Origin of the sequence: Helicobacter pullorum, assembly GCF_900638355.1 — a bacterium.
Classification (GTDB): domain Bacteria; phylum Campylobacterota; class Campylobacteria; order Campylobacterales; family Helicobacteraceae; genus Helicobacter_D; species Helicobacter_D pullorum.
In genome coordinates, this window is sequence record NZ_LR134509.1 from 132,616 (window position 1) to 147,824 (window position 15,209).

The 15,209-nt window shown below is 34.8% G+C and carries 11 protein-coding genes, 1 tRNA gene and 2 pseudogenes; 5 read left to right on the forward strand and 9 right to left on the reverse strand.

Annotation, left to right across the window (positions count from 1 at the left end; all coding sequences use genetic code 11):
* The 8 genes from def to EL247_RS00680 all read right to left on the reverse strand — a co-directional run bounded on the left by def (position 1) and on the right by EL247_RS00680 (position 8,959).
* Positions 1–507: a peptide deformylase gene (gene def, locus EL247_RS00650; RefSeq protein ID WP_040499866.1), complete on the reverse strand. Its 507-nt coding sequence runs from the start codon at positions 505–507 to the stop codon at positions 1–3.
* Positions 507–1,610, reverse strand: a complete 1,104-nt coding sequence (locus EL247_RS00655) for a GGDEF domain-containing protein (protein WP_005021894.1) — start codon at positions 1,608–1,610, stop codon at positions 507–509. The genes def and EL247_RS00655 overlap by 1 nt, the downstream gene beginning before the upstream one ends.
* Positions 1,611–1,619: 9 nt before the next feature.
* The gene (gene clpP / locus EL247_RS00660; protein WP_005021895.1) at positions 1,620–2,210 is read right to left on the reverse strand and encodes an ATP-dependent Clp endopeptidase proteolytic subunit ClpP; all 591 of its coding nucleotides are present in this window, start codon (positions 2,208–2,210) and stop codon (positions 1,620–1,622) included.
* On the reverse strand, positions 2,207–3,511 hold the full coding sequence (tig, locus tag EL247_RS00665) for a trigger factor (protein WP_005021896.1): 1,305 nt from the start codon (positions 3,509–3,511) through the stop codon (positions 2,207–2,209). Before tig ends, clpP begins: the two co-directional genes overlap by 4 nt.
* A gap of 79 nt (positions 3,512–3,590) precedes the next feature.
* On the reverse strand, positions 3,591–6,023 hold the full coding sequence (locus EL247_RS00670; protein WP_408609795.1) for a DNA translocase FtsK: 2,433 nt from the start codon (positions 6,021–6,023) through the stop codon (positions 3,591–3,593).
* Positions 6,024–7,127: 1,104 nt separating this feature from the next.
* A tRNA-Sec gene (locus EL247_RS08505) sits at positions 7,128–7,226 on the reverse strand.
* A 112-nt stretch (positions 7,227–7,338) separates the two neighbouring features.
* On the reverse strand, positions 7,339–8,403 hold the full coding sequence (gene flhB / locus EL247_RS00675) for a flagellar biosynthesis protein FlhB (RefSeq protein ID WP_104745395.1): 1,065 nt from the start codon (positions 8,401–8,403) through the stop codon (positions 7,339–7,341).
* Positions 8,396–8,959 carry a molybdenum cofactor guanylyltransferase gene (locus EL247_RS00680; protein ID WP_172594037.1) on the reverse strand — a complete coding sequence of 188 codons (564 nt, stop codon included), beginning with the start codon at positions 8,957–8,959 and terminating at the stop codon, positions 8,396–8,398. Before EL247_RS00680 ends, flhB begins: the two co-directional genes overlap by 8 nt.
* A gap of 102 nt (positions 8,960–9,061) precedes the next feature.
* Here EL247_RS00680 and moaA point away from each other — a divergent pair, with 102 nt between their 5' ends.
* The 5 genes and pseudogenes from moaA to EL247_RS00705 all read left to right on the forward strand — a co-directional run bounded on the left by moaA (position 9,062) and on the right by EL247_RS00705 (position 13,387).
* The gene (gene moaA, locus EL247_RS00685; protein WP_054195328.1) at positions 9,062–10,027 is read left to right on the forward strand and encodes a GTP 3',8-cyclase MoaA; all 966 of its coding nucleotides are present in this window, start codon (positions 9,062–9,064) and stop codon (positions 10,025–10,027) included.
* A gap of 111 nt (positions 10,028–10,138) precedes the next feature.
* A pseudogene (locus EL247_RS00690) lies at positions 10,139–11,564 on the forward strand (phosphoethanolamine transferase).
* Between the two features lie 14 nt (positions 11,565–11,578).
* A pseudogene (locus EL247_RS00695) lies at positions 11,579–11,941 on the forward strand (diacylglycerol kinase).
* 102 nt (positions 11,942–12,043) lie between these two features.
* Positions 12,044–12,481, forward strand: coding sequence for a Dps family protein (locus EL247_RS00700; RefSeq protein ID WP_065826467.1), 438 nt, complete (start codon positions 12,044–12,046; stop codon positions 12,479–12,481).
* A 141-nt stretch (positions 12,482–12,622) separates the two neighbouring features.
* Positions 12,623–13,387: a complement resistance protein TraT gene (locus tag EL247_RS00705; protein ID WP_054198073.1), complete on the forward strand. Its 765-nt coding sequence runs from the start codon at positions 12,623–12,625 to the stop codon at positions 13,385–13,387.
* Positions 13,388–14,101: 714 nt separating this feature from the next.
* Here EL247_RS00705 and EL247_RS00710 read toward each other — a convergent pair.
* Positions 14,102–15,190: a deoxyguanosinetriphosphate triphosphohydrolase family protein gene (locus EL247_RS00710; RefSeq protein WP_104745444.1), complete on the reverse strand. Its 1,089-nt coding sequence runs from the start codon at positions 15,188–15,190 to the stop codon at positions 14,102–14,104.
* Between the last annotated feature and the right edge of the window lie 19 nt (positions 15,191–15,209).

Consider the following 15,209-nt stretch of genomic DNA (forward strand, 5'->3'; position numbering starts at 1 on the left):
TTAACTTTTTCTTTTTTGTTTTAGCTCTTTTTCAAATTTCTTGCGTTTGATAATAGAAAGCTTGTCGATAAAAAGAATGCCATTTAAATGGTCGATTTCATGTTGCAAGGCAACTGCTAAATAATCATTGGCTTCTAATTGCAGATTCTCGCCATAGCGATTTTGGTAATGGATTTTTAAAGAAGAGTAGCGTTTGACTTCCTCATAAAATTCAGGGACGCTGAGACAGCCTTCATTGAAGAGAATCTCTCCATTTTTTTCTATAATTTCTGGATTAATGATTTCTAGCAAGTTTTCTTTGTGTTGATTGCCCTCTTCATCGGGTAGGCAAATGAGCAAAGCACGGATTGGTTTTGCCACTTGAATTGCAGAGATACCAACTCCATTTTTGTTTAGCATTGTTTCATACATGGCATCTAAAAGCTGATGTAGGGATTCATCAAAATTTTCTATTGGTTTTGAAATTTGCCGCAATAGTGGATTTGGATAGGTGATAACTTCTAGCATCAATTTTCTCCATAGGTTGCAAAAGAAAGATTGTTATTAGAGGCTTTTTTGAGTGCGTCTAAAGCATTTTTGAGGATAGTTTTTGGATTTTGGTTGGTTTGAATTTCGCAGATTCCGCTACATATATTAAGGGATAATTCCTCTTCCCCCAAAAATACATTGGTAGTAGAAATTTTTTCAGAAAGGCGGTTTGCAAAACGCTGGGCAAATTTTTTGTCCCCATGGCTTATTAAAATCCCAAAAATACCTTCCCCGCAATAAGCCAAAGTATCGCTTTTGTTGCAATTTTTTGTAAGAATTTTTGTGATTGTTTTGTTGATAAGAGTGGCGTTTTTTTCAGAGGTGACTTTTTTGGCTAAGTTTTTGGCGACTTTTATCATAATAAGAGAGGATTTGTGCTTATCAATAGTAATCTCTTCACACTCGCTTTGGAGCTTGGCATTCAAAAAATGCTTGTTGTAAATGCCATACCTACTATCACAAATGATTTCGTTATTGATGCTTTCGATGGCTTGAGTGGTTTTATTATAAGAGCTTTTGATTTCTTGTAGTTGTTTTCTTGAGAGATCGCCCACTTTCCCTAATTCTTTTTCAAAAATGGTTATGACATTTTGTAGCATATTGACATTATTAACAGATTCAATTTCTCTAGCGTGTTTTTTGAGAATATTTTGCAAAAGCTGAAAATTGCTAAAAACAGCACTAATTAATTGAAGAGTATTTACCATACAGCTTTGTGCTTTAATGATTTTATTTTCAAGAGAAATTTGTTTTTCAGAGGGGGTAGATTCAATTTCAAGAAAACGCATAGCATTATTTTTAAAATCTTGAGGCTTGTCTTCTAATAGTTTTTCAAAATAAATTTTGTAATTATAGGGGCTAGGAAAAATCTTATTGGCAAGCATAGTTTGTATGATTTGCTCGCCATAGGTTTCTAATGAATCGCTTTTGGGGGTTGTGTTTTCTTGTAATGGTTGATTTTCGAGCGGTTGTGGGCTAGAAGCGAAAGAAGGGATGTTTTCAATGTTGGGTAATTTTTCTTTCTCTATCCCATCAGTTTCAAAGTTTGGTAATTCAGCAAATGCTCCAAAATCATCTTTCATTTCCAAACCTTATTTCAAGCTTTTTGTCAAAACATTATCAATTAAGCCATATTTTTTGGCTTCTTGCGCACTCATAAAAAAGTCTCTATCAGTGTCTTTAGAGATTTTTTCTAGTGATTGATTGGTGTTTGCTGCTAATATTTCATTTAAAGTTGCTTTTAAACGCAAGATTTCTTTGGCTTGAATCTCAATATCAGTAGCTTGTCCCTGTGCTCCACCTAATGGTTGATGAATCATAATTCTTGAATTTGGCAAAGAGTATCTTTTGCCTTTCGTGCCGCAGCTTAGTAGAAATGCACCCATACTAGCTGCTTGTCCGATACAAATTGTGCAAATGTCTGGTTTGATGTAGTTCATTGTATCATAAATGCTAAGCCCGCTTGTAACAACGCCACCGGGTGAATTGATATAGAGATAAATATCTTTTTGTGGATCTTCTGCTTCCAAAAAAAGTAATTGTGCGACAATTGAAGAAGCAATACCATCATCAATTTGTCCGCTTAGCATAATGATTCTGTCTTTTAGAAGTCTAGAATAAATATCATAGCTTCTTTCGCCACGCCCTGTTTTTTCTATGACGATAGGTACATAATAGCTCATTGTGCTTTCTTGTTGAGTAAATTTGTCAATATTCTATCTTCAAGCATTGCCATTTTGATAGCTGGAATTAGATTGTTATTTTGGTAGTATTCAAGTACAGCTTTTGGGTCTTGACGCATTGCCATTGCTTCATAGTAGATGGTGTTTAGAATCTCATTGTTGTGAATATCGATATTATCTCGTTTTGCAATCGCATCAATAATGAAAGTAACTTTTACGCTTTTTTGTGCATTTTCTCTTTGTTCTTCGCGTTTTGCTTTGAGGGCTTGGCTGTCTTTAGCAAGTTTTTCTTGTTCTTCTTTTGGAAGTTTGCTAAATTCATTTCTCAATAATAAATCCATTTCTTGTTCGACAATTAGGGTTGGAAGGTCAAAATCAATTGCATTATGGAGATTCTCAATCAAAGTGCCTTTGAGTTCATTATTGTAAAGTTCTTGTTTTTTCTCTGTGGCAAGTTGTTCTTTGATTTTTTCTTTGAGTAGGGCTACATTAGCTTCTTTTTCTTCTGGTAGCAAAGTCTTTGCAAAATTGTCATCAATCTCAATTTTGCCTTTTGTTTGGATTTCTTGTAATTTTACTTTGAAAATAGCGGGTTTTCCTGCGAGATTTTTTGCATGATAGTTTTCTGGGAAAGTTACATTAATCTCTTTTTCTTCGCCTTTTTTCATGCCAATAAGTTGCTCTTCAAAGCCTTCAATGAAAGACTTACTGCCGATTTTTAAGAGATAATTTTCTGCTTTTCCGCCCTCAAAAGGTTCTCCATCAATAAAGCCTTCAAAATTAATTTTGGCATATTCGCCATCTTTTAGCTTCCTTCTCCCATCCTCAATGCCCACAAGAGGAGCTCTAGCATCTGCAATTTCTTCTAATCTTTTGTTGATTTCTTCCTCACTTACTTCAGGTATTTTTACTTCTGGAATGCAGCTTTCTACCTTATCAAGAGGGATTGTGGGAGTCAAACTCAATTCTATTTCAATCTCAATTCCATTGTCTTTTTTGTCAAACTTCGTAATTTTTGGGTCGCCAATTAGAGCATTTGGCTCTACTTGAAGTTCCTTTAAAATATCTTGTAAGAGATCTTGAACACATTCTCTTTGTGCGTCTGATTCTAGTTGTTTTCCATAGCGTGCTTTGATAACTGCTGTTGGAATTTTACCTTTTCTAAAACCATCAATTTTTAAGTTTTTTCCAGCGTTTTTTGTTACCTTGTCGATTTTTTTATCCAATTCTTCAAGTGAAATTGTCGCTTGTGCATTAGCATTAGCATTGTTGATTTTATTGACCTTTAAACTCGGGTTCATTTTTCTATCTACTCCAAAATAAAAATAGTTGATGTTGGATTTTATCAAATTTTTGCTTAAATATGCAAATTTAGCAAAATTATTCCCCTATGATTTCTCGCACACCTTTGGAGTTTTGTTCGCTTAAAAAGCCTCTTGCAGTCATTTGTTCTACGATATTTGCGGCTTTATTATATCCGATTCCTAAACGCCTTTGAATATAGCTAATGGAAGTTTTTCCATCTGCTAACATAATGCGTTTTGCTTCTTCATAAAGTTCATCTATCTCGCCTTCATAACGCAAATTGAGATTTTCATCTTTGTTTGGCATAAAATTTTCGTCATATTGTGCAGGGCGTTGAGATTTGATAAATTCTACAATTCTTTCAATCTCTTCTTCAGTACTCCAAGGTGCATGGAGTCTTACAATACCTCCACCAGGTGGTGTAAATAACATATCCCCTCTGCCAAGTAAAGATTCTGCACCAAAAATATCCAAAATAACCTTAGAATCAATTTTTTGTCCAACCTTGTAGCTAATGCGTGAGGGCAAATTGGCTTTAATAGTTCCTGTTACAACATCAACACTTGGGCGTTGTGTGGCAACTATTAGGTGGATTCCGCTCGCTCTTGCCATTTGTGCTAAACGGGCAATAGAGAGTTCTGCTTCCTTGCCTCCACTCATCATTAAATCTGCTAATTCGTCAATTACAACAACAATATAAGGAAATGGTTCAAACCCTTCGATTTCTGCTTTTTTGTTGTAACCTTCAATGTTTTTGATTCTTGCTTCACTCATAAGCGTGTAGCGTCTCTCCATTTCTTTGACAGTGCTATCTAGGGCTATGATGGCTTGTTTGGGCTGTGTGATAACGGGCGTTAGAAGATGAGGAATATCGTTATAAATGCTGAATTCTAGCATTTTTGGGTCAATCATAATAAGCTTTAATGTATCGGGCGAATTTTTATAGAGCAATGAAAGAATCATAGCGTTAATCCCGACGCTTTTTCCGCTTCCTGTTGTTCCTGCGATAAGCAAATGAGGGAGTTTTTTGAGGTCTGTAACAAAAGGATTGCCTACAATATCTTTCCCAAGTGCGAGTGTAAGCGGGGAAGAGGAATTTTGAAAAAGCTCATTTTCTAATATTTCGCGTAAATAAATGGTTTGTATTTGGTTGTTTGGAATCTCGATTCCTACGACATCTTTGCCCGGGACGGGGGCTTGGATTCGGATAGTTTTTGCACGCAATGCCATAGCTAAATCATCTTGTAGAGTGAGGATTCTTGAGACTTTGACATTGGGGCTTGGGCGGAATTCAAAAGTAGTAACGATAGGACCAGAATAAGTGCGGACAATATCCCCTTCGATTTTAAACATTCTAAGTTTGCTCAGCAAATCATTGATTTTTCTATCAATTTCTTCTTCATCAATTTCTATACGCTCTTCTTGAGGCATTTGCAAAAAATCTAGTTTAGGGAGTATAAAATCTGTGCTTATGGGCGATGCTTGTGGAGTGAGTTCGATTTCATCAAGTAATGCTTGATTCTCACTGAGAGTTTGCACTTGGGTTGAATGAGGTTTTTCTAGGTTTTCTAGGTTTTCTAGGTTTTCTAGGGATTGTTGGGATTGTTGGGATTGTTGGGATTGTTGGGATTGTTGGGATTGTTGGGATTGTTGGGATTGTTGGGATTGTTGGGATTGTTCTGCGGCTTCTACATTTTCTATTATAGAGGTAGAATCTAGTGTAGAGCTGTTGTTTGGATTTTCTTGTGGTAGCTCTATTGGGTTAAATGGTTCTTGAATTTCAATTGTTTCTTGGTTTTGTGGGGTGATTTGTAAGGTTATATCTTTTTTTTGTTCTAAAGATTCTTGAAGTGTTTGTATAAGCTCTTGTTGCTGTTTGGAGATATTTTGTTGTGGGGAGGGTGCTTCTTGTATAGGCTCTTGTGCTTTGAATCTTGATTGAGGAGCAGTATAAGAATCTCCATAGCCATAGCTTGGAAAGCTAATGTTGTGCATTTGTGTAGAGAGATTTGCCTCTTGTGTGGGTTGTGGCAAGGGTTGTGTGTCAAGCGGAGTTTTTTCTTTTTGGGATTCTAGATGAGTTGGGGATATTTGAGGGGTTTTTGAAATTTCAATAGAATCTATAGAATCCTCTAAATCTTGGGTTTTTTGAGGTGTTTGTGGAATAATATCGGATTGTGTTTGTTCCAAAATAACTTCTTCTATGGATTCTTCTATCTCATTAGAAGCGTTTTGTTCTAGCATTTCTTGTGCTTTTTTGAGTTCATCTTGGATGGCGTAGCGAATATCCTTCATTTCCTCTTCATCGAGATTTTTTTGGATTTGGTCTATCTCATCTTTGAGTGCCTCTCTAATCTCTAACATTTCATTATTGGATTCTTGCTGGATAGTTTGTGGTATATTTGCATTGGGATGGATAAGGCAATCGTGAGTAGAATCTGTTGGCTCTTTGTCGTAATATGCACTAAAGGGTTTGGCGGAATAGAGATTCTTTGGATAGGCTTTAATGGGTTTTGGCTGCTCTTTGGGTGTGTCCGGGATTATTTTTTGGGTAGGGAGATTATTTTCTGTGGTTGTATTTTTTGGGGTTTGTTGTGTGGCTAGTTCTTCTGTTTGTGGTTTTTTGATGAGTTTAATAGGATTCTCATCTTCCTCTTCTTCTTTGGCAAAAAAGCCATTTTTGTCAAATTCTTTAAGCCTTTGTAGGCTCATCATAGATTCCATTTGGAATTGGCGTAAATCATGATTTTCTTGTTGTTTGGCTTCTTTGATTGGGATAAGGCGTATTTTTATTTCTTTTTGTGGGGAATTATTTGCATTGTTTTGGAGTTTTATAATTTTGTGTGGAGAGGTATCTTGAGTGGTTTGTGGCAAACTAGAGTGAGGATTCTCGGTATTCTCATCTTGTGTGTTTGTTGAATCTTCTTGTTGGGTTTCATCGAGGCTTTCTTGTGTGTCCGCATGAGAGGAGTTTTTGCTAAATTCTGCTAATTCCTCAAGTGTTAGGGGATGCGGAGTGTGTTTGGGTGGAGCATTTTTGGAAGGAGGAGTGAAAAAAGCCTTGATGGATAGTAAGATATTTTTGTTTTTTTGTTGAATCTTTTCTTTGTCTATTTTGGTTTGCTCTAAGTCTTGTTTGATTTCTTTTTTGAAGTTAAAAAGAAGCTCTTTTATAGATTTGTTGTGATAAAGCATTGTGCTTAATAAGAATAAAAATAAAGCAAGAATGAAAGTTCCAGTTGGAGTAATTAGGGGTTGTAATATGCTCACAAAGGCAGTGCTAAAGAATCCAGAATCTTTGATAAATACACCTTGAAGCACCAAAAAAGCAAGTGCGCCGATAGTTGCTCCGAGTATTTTTTCTATCAAACGCGGGGTTGTCTTTTGGTGTTTGGAAACTAAATAGGCTAACCAAAAAAGCCAAATATAACCAAGATAGCCAAATAAATAAAAATGTAAATTTGCATAAGAAATGCCAAGATTCCCAAGCCAGCCAAATTTACCAATAATTGATAAAAATCCGAGTATTATAAGGGTTGTAATAATAAGTGTTTTTTGATTAATTTTTAAAAAATTTGCTTTGATGTTGATTCCTTAAAAAATATTCAATAATGGCGAGAGGGTGAGAGAATCGAACTCCCCAGCAAATAGACACCTATTCGCTCAAATGGGTTTGAAGCCCATGATGCCCACCAGTGACATATACCCTCCAAAAATTAAATTTTTGAATCTAGTGTAATTTTACTTAATTTTTACTTGACTATGAATTAAAAATGCGTAGAATTTCTCAAATCAAGCGTGAAATATTTCTAAGATTAAGTTATTAAGATGACTTTTTTCTTTCATCATTGATTTGTTGGACTTTGATGAGGACTTCAACCATTGCTTGATAGAGAGTTTCTGGTATTTCTTTGTCAATATCAACATCTTTATAAAGCGCTCTAGCTAGTGGAGGATTCTCGATGATTGGAATCTCGTGCTCTTTGGCTATATCTTTGATTCTTTGAGCAAGAAAATCCACGCCTTTTGCCAAAACTCTTGGCGCTCTTTCTTTGGTAGAATCATAGCGTAAAGCCACAGCATAATGCGTAGGGTTGGTAACAACAACATCAGCACTAGGAATATTTTGCATCATACGCTTTTTGGCTGCTTGAAACATTAAAGAGCGGATTTTGCCTTTGATTTGTTGATCCCCTTCTTGGTTTTTGAATTCATCTTTGACTTCTTGTTTGCTCATACGCAAAGATTTGAAGTATTGATAGCGTTTGATGAGGTAATCTGTGATTGCCATTACTAAGAAAAAGGCTAGAAGTATTGCAATGAGTATAAGGGCTTTGTCCTTTAGCCAAATCATTTGATCTCCAATGGGGAATAAAGAAACGGTGGTTAGCTCTTTCATAAAGCCCAAAAAAACAAAAAATGCAATGATAAATGCAGTCATCACTTTAAAAGTAATCAAAAAGCCATCGAGCAATTTTTTAAGAGAGATGATATTTTTTATGCCGGTGATGAAATTAAGTTTTTGTAGTTTGGGTTGAATGGCTTTTGTGGTAAGCAAGAATCCGCTTTGAGAAATGTTTGCAACAATCCCAGTTAAAACTAATGCACCAAAAATAGGTGCAAGTAAATAAAGGATTTGAAAAGTTAAAGAAATGGTGATAGAAATTGCATCAGAACGCGTTAAATCTTGGTTGAATGAATTATAAATTTGAAAAAAAATATTGCTAATGCCATCAACCCAAAAATTAAAACACAAAAAAATCAAAACAAGACCAACTACTAATCCCAAAAAAGCATTGACATCAGGGCTTTTTAGGACATTTCCCTCTTCCCGTGCTTTTTCAATTTTACGGGCGGAGGGGGCTTCTGTTTTTTCTTCATCAGCCATTTAAAAAGCCTTGTGTTGCTTGTAAATAATCATAAGGGGTATTGAGGTTTTGGGTTTGAGATTCTTCGATTTCTATGAAATTTGTCTCTATAATCCCTAATAGCTCCATTAAGCGATAGTTTTTTTGGGAGATTTGTTTTTGTATGGGGATTAAAGAATCATAAGTATAGATTCCAAGCAAAGGGTGAATTTTTTTGTTTTTGGCAAAAGTGGATTTTTTTGTTTTTTGATAAGATTCTTGGAGTTTGGCAATGCTTTGTTGGGTGAGAAAGGGAGAATCAATGCTGACTACAAAGAGACTTTGAGAGAGCGTTTTGAGAGAACTTTCTAATCCAAAAATAGCGGCAAATTCAGCACTAGAATCTAAAATAGTTGGAATCTTGTAAGAATTTTGGATAGTAGTTTTGCTAGAAAAATAAACTTTTTTAAAAATTTTTTGCATTTTGTTTGCTTGAAAATCAGCTAAACTTTGTCCAAAAAAATCCAAAGTTTCCTTTTTCTTGCCCATTCTTGAGCTTTTGCCACCACACAAAATGATACAATTTTCAATTTCCAACTCTTTACCTTAAACCAAATAAATACTTAAAAATGGAATTATAGCTTTTTTTGCTTTTCTTGGGTATGATTGCAAAGAAATCTTTAGAATTTAGGAGAACATTTGCTAGTTGATAGTTTTGGACGCACAATAGATTATATTCGCATAAGCGTTACAGAAAGGTGTAATTTTCGTTGTGTCTATTGTATGCCAAACACTCCTATGGATTTGGGCAGGGAAGAAGATGATGTGCCTTTGGAGGGTGTATTAAATTTCATTAAAGTTGCTATTGATGAGGGGGTGAAAAAAATCCGTATCACAGGCGGGGAGCCATTATTAAGAAAAGGGATTGTGGATTTTATTGGTAAGATTTATGAATATAGTCCAAATATTGACATAGCATTAACAACTAATGCTTATCTTTTGGCTCCTATTGCAAAGGATTTAAAGCAAGCTGGTTTGAAACGCATTAATATTTCTTTGGATTCTTTGAAAAAAGAAAAAATTGTTTGTATTTCTAAGCGAGATGGGTTAGAGAAGATTCTGCTTGGCATAGAAAAAGCCCATAAAGAGGGGTTTTTGATTAAGCTTAATATGGTGCCACTCAAAAATATTAATGAAGATGAAATTGTGGATATTTTGGAATATGGAATGGGGCTTGGCATTGGAGTGCGTTTTATTGAGTTTATGGAAAATACACATGCAAAAAATGGCACACAAGGGCTTAGAAGTGATGAGATTCTTGCTAAGATTGGGACAAAATATTCTTATAATCTACTAAAAAAAGATATTTTTGGACCAGCAACTTTGTTTGAAATACCTAGTAAAAATTCTTATATGTTTGGAATCATAGCTCCCCATAATGATGATTTTTGTAAAACCTGCAATAGAATCCGCTTAAATAGTGAAGGCAAGCTCGTGCCTTGTTTATACCATGAAAACGCAGTGGATATCAAAGAGGCTATGTTGCGTGGCAATGCTGATGAGATTCTAAGTAAGCTTAATTTGTGTATCCAAACTAAGCCAGAGAAAAATGATTGGAATGAAAATATGGTTTCTACAAGAGCGTTTTATAAAACAGGCGGCTAATCTTATAGTTCATCAAAATAAAAATTAGGAGAGTTTATGAAATAAATTAAAAAGACAAGTTTGAGTGTTTCTTGGTTTGCTTTTACTTTATTGAGTGCAATAGTTATTACAATGCTTAATTATAGGGCATTTGAGTATGTTTATAATAATCTTTCATCAAGCAATTTTCTAGCAACTTTATTGCTTGTGGTGGCTTATTTTTGTTTGGTATATATTATTTTTGCCTTGCTTTTTGTGAAATATCTCACCAAATTTTTTTATGATTATTTTTATGGGGTTTTAATTGATTCTGATATGATTAAAAATGCAATAGAAACAGATTCAAAAGAAGTTTTAGAATTGCTTAATTGGAGATTGATAGCAGTGTTTTTGCTGACTATTGTTTTTGGCTGGTTGATTGCTAAAATAAACATTGTTTATGCTCCATTAAAGAGGCAAATTTTATTTAGGACTTCTAGCATTGCAGTGGCTTTGGTATTGTTTGTGGCTTGTTTTTTACCTTTTACCAAAACTTATGTTCCATTTTTCCGCACACACAATCAAATTCGACTTTATAACACGCCCTTTTATCAATTTTATGCCTTGCTTCGCTATTACCAAAAAAATCTAATAGCCAAACAGGAATTTAAAGTCCTTACCAAAGAGGTTAAAATAGAAGATGCTAATAAAAGACTGCTTGTTATGGTAGTGGGAGAAACCGCAAGGGCTGAGAATTATTCTCTTGGTGGCTATTCTAAAAATGATACAAATTTTTTTACTAAACAAGAATCGGTGATTTATTTTTCGCAAGTTTCTTCTTGTGGGACAGCAACTGCTATTTCTCTACCTTGTATGTTTTCCTTTTCTAAAAGAAGTGAATATTCTAGCAGTGAATACCAACAAAATGTGTTAGATGTGTTGTCAGAGGGGGGGGGGGGCATATCGTGGCTTAGTAACAATACTGGCGGATGTAAAGGGGTTTGTGCGAGGCTAGATGATGTCGTTTGGTTGAAAGAAGATTATGATGAGGTGCTTTTAAAAGAGCTTGAAAAAAGGGCTGCAAAAACCAAAAAATAAACAACTTATTGTACTGCATATACAAGGCTCTCATGGACCCTCTTATTATAAACGATATCCACAAGAATTTGAGAGATTTAAGCCTACTTGTCAAACCAATCAATTAGAAAAATGCTCCCAAGAATCTTTGGTGAATACCTATGATAATACATTGCTTTATACGGATTTTATCCTCTCTAAAATCATCGCTTTATTGAAACAAAAGCAGGATTATCAAAGCACCTTGCTTTATGTTTCAAATCATGGAGAAAGTTTGGGGGAAAATGGAATCTATTTGCATGGTATGCCCTATCCACTAGCACCAAAAGAGCAAACGCATGTCCCAATGATGTTTTGGAGTAATGATAGGCAGTCGATGAAAAAATTAGATAGCAAAAAAGATTTGGAATTCTCGCACGATAATATTTTTCATACAATTTTGGGATATTTTAAAACAAAAACACCTCTTTATGATTCTACTTTGGATTTATTGAGCAATTAAAATGGAGAAATAATATGAAGCCAAAATATCATCTTTTTAAAAACGCAAAATATGCATTTGAGGGAATATTGATACTTTTAAAAAATGAAATGTCTTTTAAAATAGAGTTTGGAATAATCATTCCTGCAATAATTTGCAGCTTTTTTCTACCGGTTTCTTTGGTTGAGCATTTGTTGTTAGTCTCTGTTTTGCTTATGATTTTCATCGCAGAGAGTTTTAATACAGCCATAGAAGCGTGTGTTGATTTGAGTGTAGATAGCTGGCATAAACAAGCCAAAATAGCCAAAGATTGCTTCTGCTGGAGTGTTTTTTAGTGTAATTTTGGCGATTTTGTTTGGGGGTGGATACTTTTTGATAATTATAATAAAATATTTTAAATAATAATTATTTTCTTTTAAGAATTATTATGTATAATTCCATTAGCTTTTTTGAAAACAAAAGAGTATAATACTAGAATATTAAAACCAAAAGGAGACGAAATGAGTAAAATTGTCCAACAACTTAAACAAATTCAAGCAGATAGTGCAGTTTTTTATATTAAATTACACAATTATCACTGGAATGTTACAGGTATGGATTTTCACCCAACCCATAAGGCGTTAGAAGGAATGTATGATGATATGGCGGATTTGATGGATGATGTAGCAGAGCGTGTATTGCAAATCGGAGATAAACCCTATGTAACAATGAAAGATATGTTAGCAGCGGCTAAAATCAAAGAAGAAAGTGCTACTAGCTTTGATTCAAAGACTATTATTAAAGCTATTTTGCCTGAATATGAATATTTCCTCAATGCCTTTAGAGAGCTTTCAGATACTGCAAATGAAGCTAATGACAAAGCAACAATTGCTCTAGCAGATGAGAAAGTGGCAAATCTTGAAAAGGCAATTTGGATGCTAAAAGCACAACTTGCATAAAATTTGGATTCTTCGGAATCCAAAAATTTGCTTTTATTTTAAAATTTATCTTATATCTATCTTTCAATAAAAATTAACAAAGATTTTATTAATTTTGAGTAAAATTCAATTAAAGTATAAATTTGAATAAGGATTCAATAAATGAAGAAGTTGATATTACCCTTATTGTGTGTTTTTGCGCTCAGTGGCTGTTTGACTACGACAATGCAAACTAAAGCAACAATGTCCCAAAGTGTGTTTATCGACCCTGTGGCGAAATCTGAACAGACGATTTTTATTGCGATGCGAAACACAAGTGGGCAGAATATTAATTTGCAACCAAAAATTATTGCCTTGCTTCAGAGTAAGGGCTATACGATAGTAGATGATCCACAAAAGGCAAATTTCATTTTACAAGCTAATGTTTTGTATTGCGATATTAAGCAAGAAAATAATGCTGTTGGAGCTGGAGTAGTAGGCGGTATGGCAGGTGTCGGAGTAGGGGCATATAATCATAATTCAGCAACAGGGGCTGTGGTTGGTGGATTGGCAGGTGCTGCACTTGGTGCTTTGGCTGGTAAATTGACAGAAGATACGGTATTTCAAATGCAAGTTGATATTAATATTAGACAAAAAATTAAAGGTGGCACAATCAATACGAATTCTTCTGCTTCAAGGCAAGCTAGTGTAAGTGATGGTAGAAGAGCAGGGTTGCTTAATAGTTTTGGTGGAGAACTTGGCAATACTCAAGGTGGTGGAAGGCTAAGTGATAATAGGACAAATTACAATGAGCAAATTTATACAGGCGAATATTCAGAGAAGCAAACAACACTCCTAGCAGAAGCAAGCAAGTTAAATTTGAATATTGATGAAGCAATCCCGGTGCTAGAGGATAAAATCGCTACGCAAATTAGCGGAATCTTTTAAGATACTGCTAGTATAAAAGGTGTTAGCAAAAGGATTGAAATCAAATAAATACCACTTTAAGACTGATTGCCATTGTGCTTAGTTTGTTAGTTGGGGCATTTTGCTTGGTGGTTGATTGTAAGATTTAGTATTAGTGGTTTGGTGAAAAGCTTGATTTTGGTATTGTAAATTGTTGGCGTGCTGACTGCTTTTATCATCAGCTGGTTTATTTTGCTATGATGCTTTATAAAAATTGCACTAATGCAAAATCATGTTAGGCAGTATCGTAACGATAGAAGAGAAAGAGGGATTATTGATTGAGGTGATATACCACAAGGGTGGCAAATCCTTGTGGCTTTAAAGCAAGAGTTAGGCAATTATTCCTTTTTCCCAAAAAGAAAATTTCTTATTTCCTCTCTAAAGAGAGTAATAAGCAAAGAAATAATTGCAATGAATGCGTTGAAATCCATTATGGATTCCTTGTTGGTGTTTTCCTCCCCACACCCAACTTAATAGCCAAAAAAAGCCCAGCCTCCAAAGAGACTAAGCCAAACTAAATACAAGAAGTCCATAATGGATTTCAACACATTCATTTCTATCCATCTTGCCAAATGGATAGAAAATTATATCACAAATTCTAAAAAAGATTGATGTGTTTGCCAAATGCATTTTTGGCTTTTGTTTTGGTCTTTTTGGGGAGTTTATGGCAAGGGCAAGGATTTTTAAAGTTTGGGATTAAAACCCTAACTCATGATAAAGTGCAATAGCATATCTATCAGTCATAGAGGCGATATAGTCCGCACAAATGCGGTGAATCTTAGCCCCATTTTCTATCTTTTTTTGCATTTCTTTGGGGAGAAGATTGACATTATTATTGAGGCATTCATAGAGTTTCCTTACACATCTTTTGCCCATAAACATTTTTCGTGAAATTTCCTCGTGGCGGTAGAGATTCTTAAAGAGAATTTTCTTTAGAATCTTAATTTCCCTTTGCATTTCTTGTGTGTGGTTAATAGGCAAAGAATCTTTTGCATTGTATTTGAAATGTTGCGTGGAACTTTGAATTGGTTTGTTGTTTTGGATAATATCATAAACCAAAATTGTGATTAATCTTGAAGTGAAGCGGTAGCGGAAAATCGAATCATTTGGGCTGATTTTTTCTTTTTCTTGGACATAATTAAGGCAATCTTGAACAATTTTGCTCTCTTGTAAAATTTCAAAATTAATCAAACCATATTTTACCCCATCATCAATATCGTGGCTAATATAGGCAATCTCATCGGACAAATCCACAATGATTGCTTCTAAGCTTGGGTGAAATTCTGGTTTAAAAGTATCTTTATGCCATTGATTTAAAAAGACTTTTTCATAGGGATAGGAATGTTTTAATATCCCTTCTAGCGTGGCAAAAGTGAGATTTAAGCCATCAAATTCTTTGTATCGCTTCTCTAGGCTTGTAACAACTCTAAAAGATTGGAAATTGTGGTCAAATCCGCAATGGTATCCATAGTGCCTCATAATTTTATCAAGCTCATCACCGCCTGCATGCCCAAAAGGAGTATGCCCCAAATCATGAGCTAGAGCGATAGCTTCAGCCAAATTTTCATCTAATCCTAAATGATCAGCAAGTGTTCTTGCAATTTGACTTACTTCTAGCGAGTGAGTAAGCCTTGTGCGAAAATAATCTCCACTTTGATTTAAAAATACTTGTGTTTTATACTCTAATCGCCTAAAATAAGAACTATGGATAATCCTATCTCTATCTCTTCTAAAGGGATTTCTAAAGTCTGGATTAACTTGAAAAAAGCGATGGTGTGGATTCATTATAAACCTTTGCCTTAGA

Coding starts and splice junctions, on each gene's coding strand:
- def (WP_040499866.1), bottom strand. CDS start 507: ATGCTAGAAGTTATCACCTATCCAAATCCACTATTGCGGCAAATTTCA.
- EL247_RS00655 (WP_005021894.1), bottom strand. CDS start 1,610: ATGAAAGATGATTTTGGAGCATTTGCTGAATTACCAAACTTTGAAACT.
- clpP (WP_005021895.1), bottom strand. CDS start 2,210: ATGAGCTATTATGTACCTATCGTCATAGAAAAAACAGGGCGTGGCGAA.
- tig (WP_005021896.1), bottom strand. CDS start 3,511: ATGAACCCGAGTTTAAAGGTCAATAAAATCAACAATGCTAATGCTAAT.
- flhB (WP_104745395.1), bottom strand. CDS start 8,403: ATGGCTGATGAAGAAAAAACAGAAGCCCCCTCCGCCCGTAAAATTGAA.
- EL247_RS00700 (WP_065826467.1), top strand. CDS start 12,044: ATGAGTAAAATTGTCCAACAACTTAAACAAATTCAAGCAGATAGTGCA.
- EL247_RS00705 (WP_054198073.1), top strand. CDS start 12,623: ATGAAGAAGTTGATATTACCCTTATTGTGTGTTTTTGCGCTCAGTGGC.
- EL247_RS00710 (WP_104745444.1), bottom strand. CDS start 15,190: ATGAATCCACACCATCGCTTTTTTCAAGTTAATCCAGACTTTAGAAAT.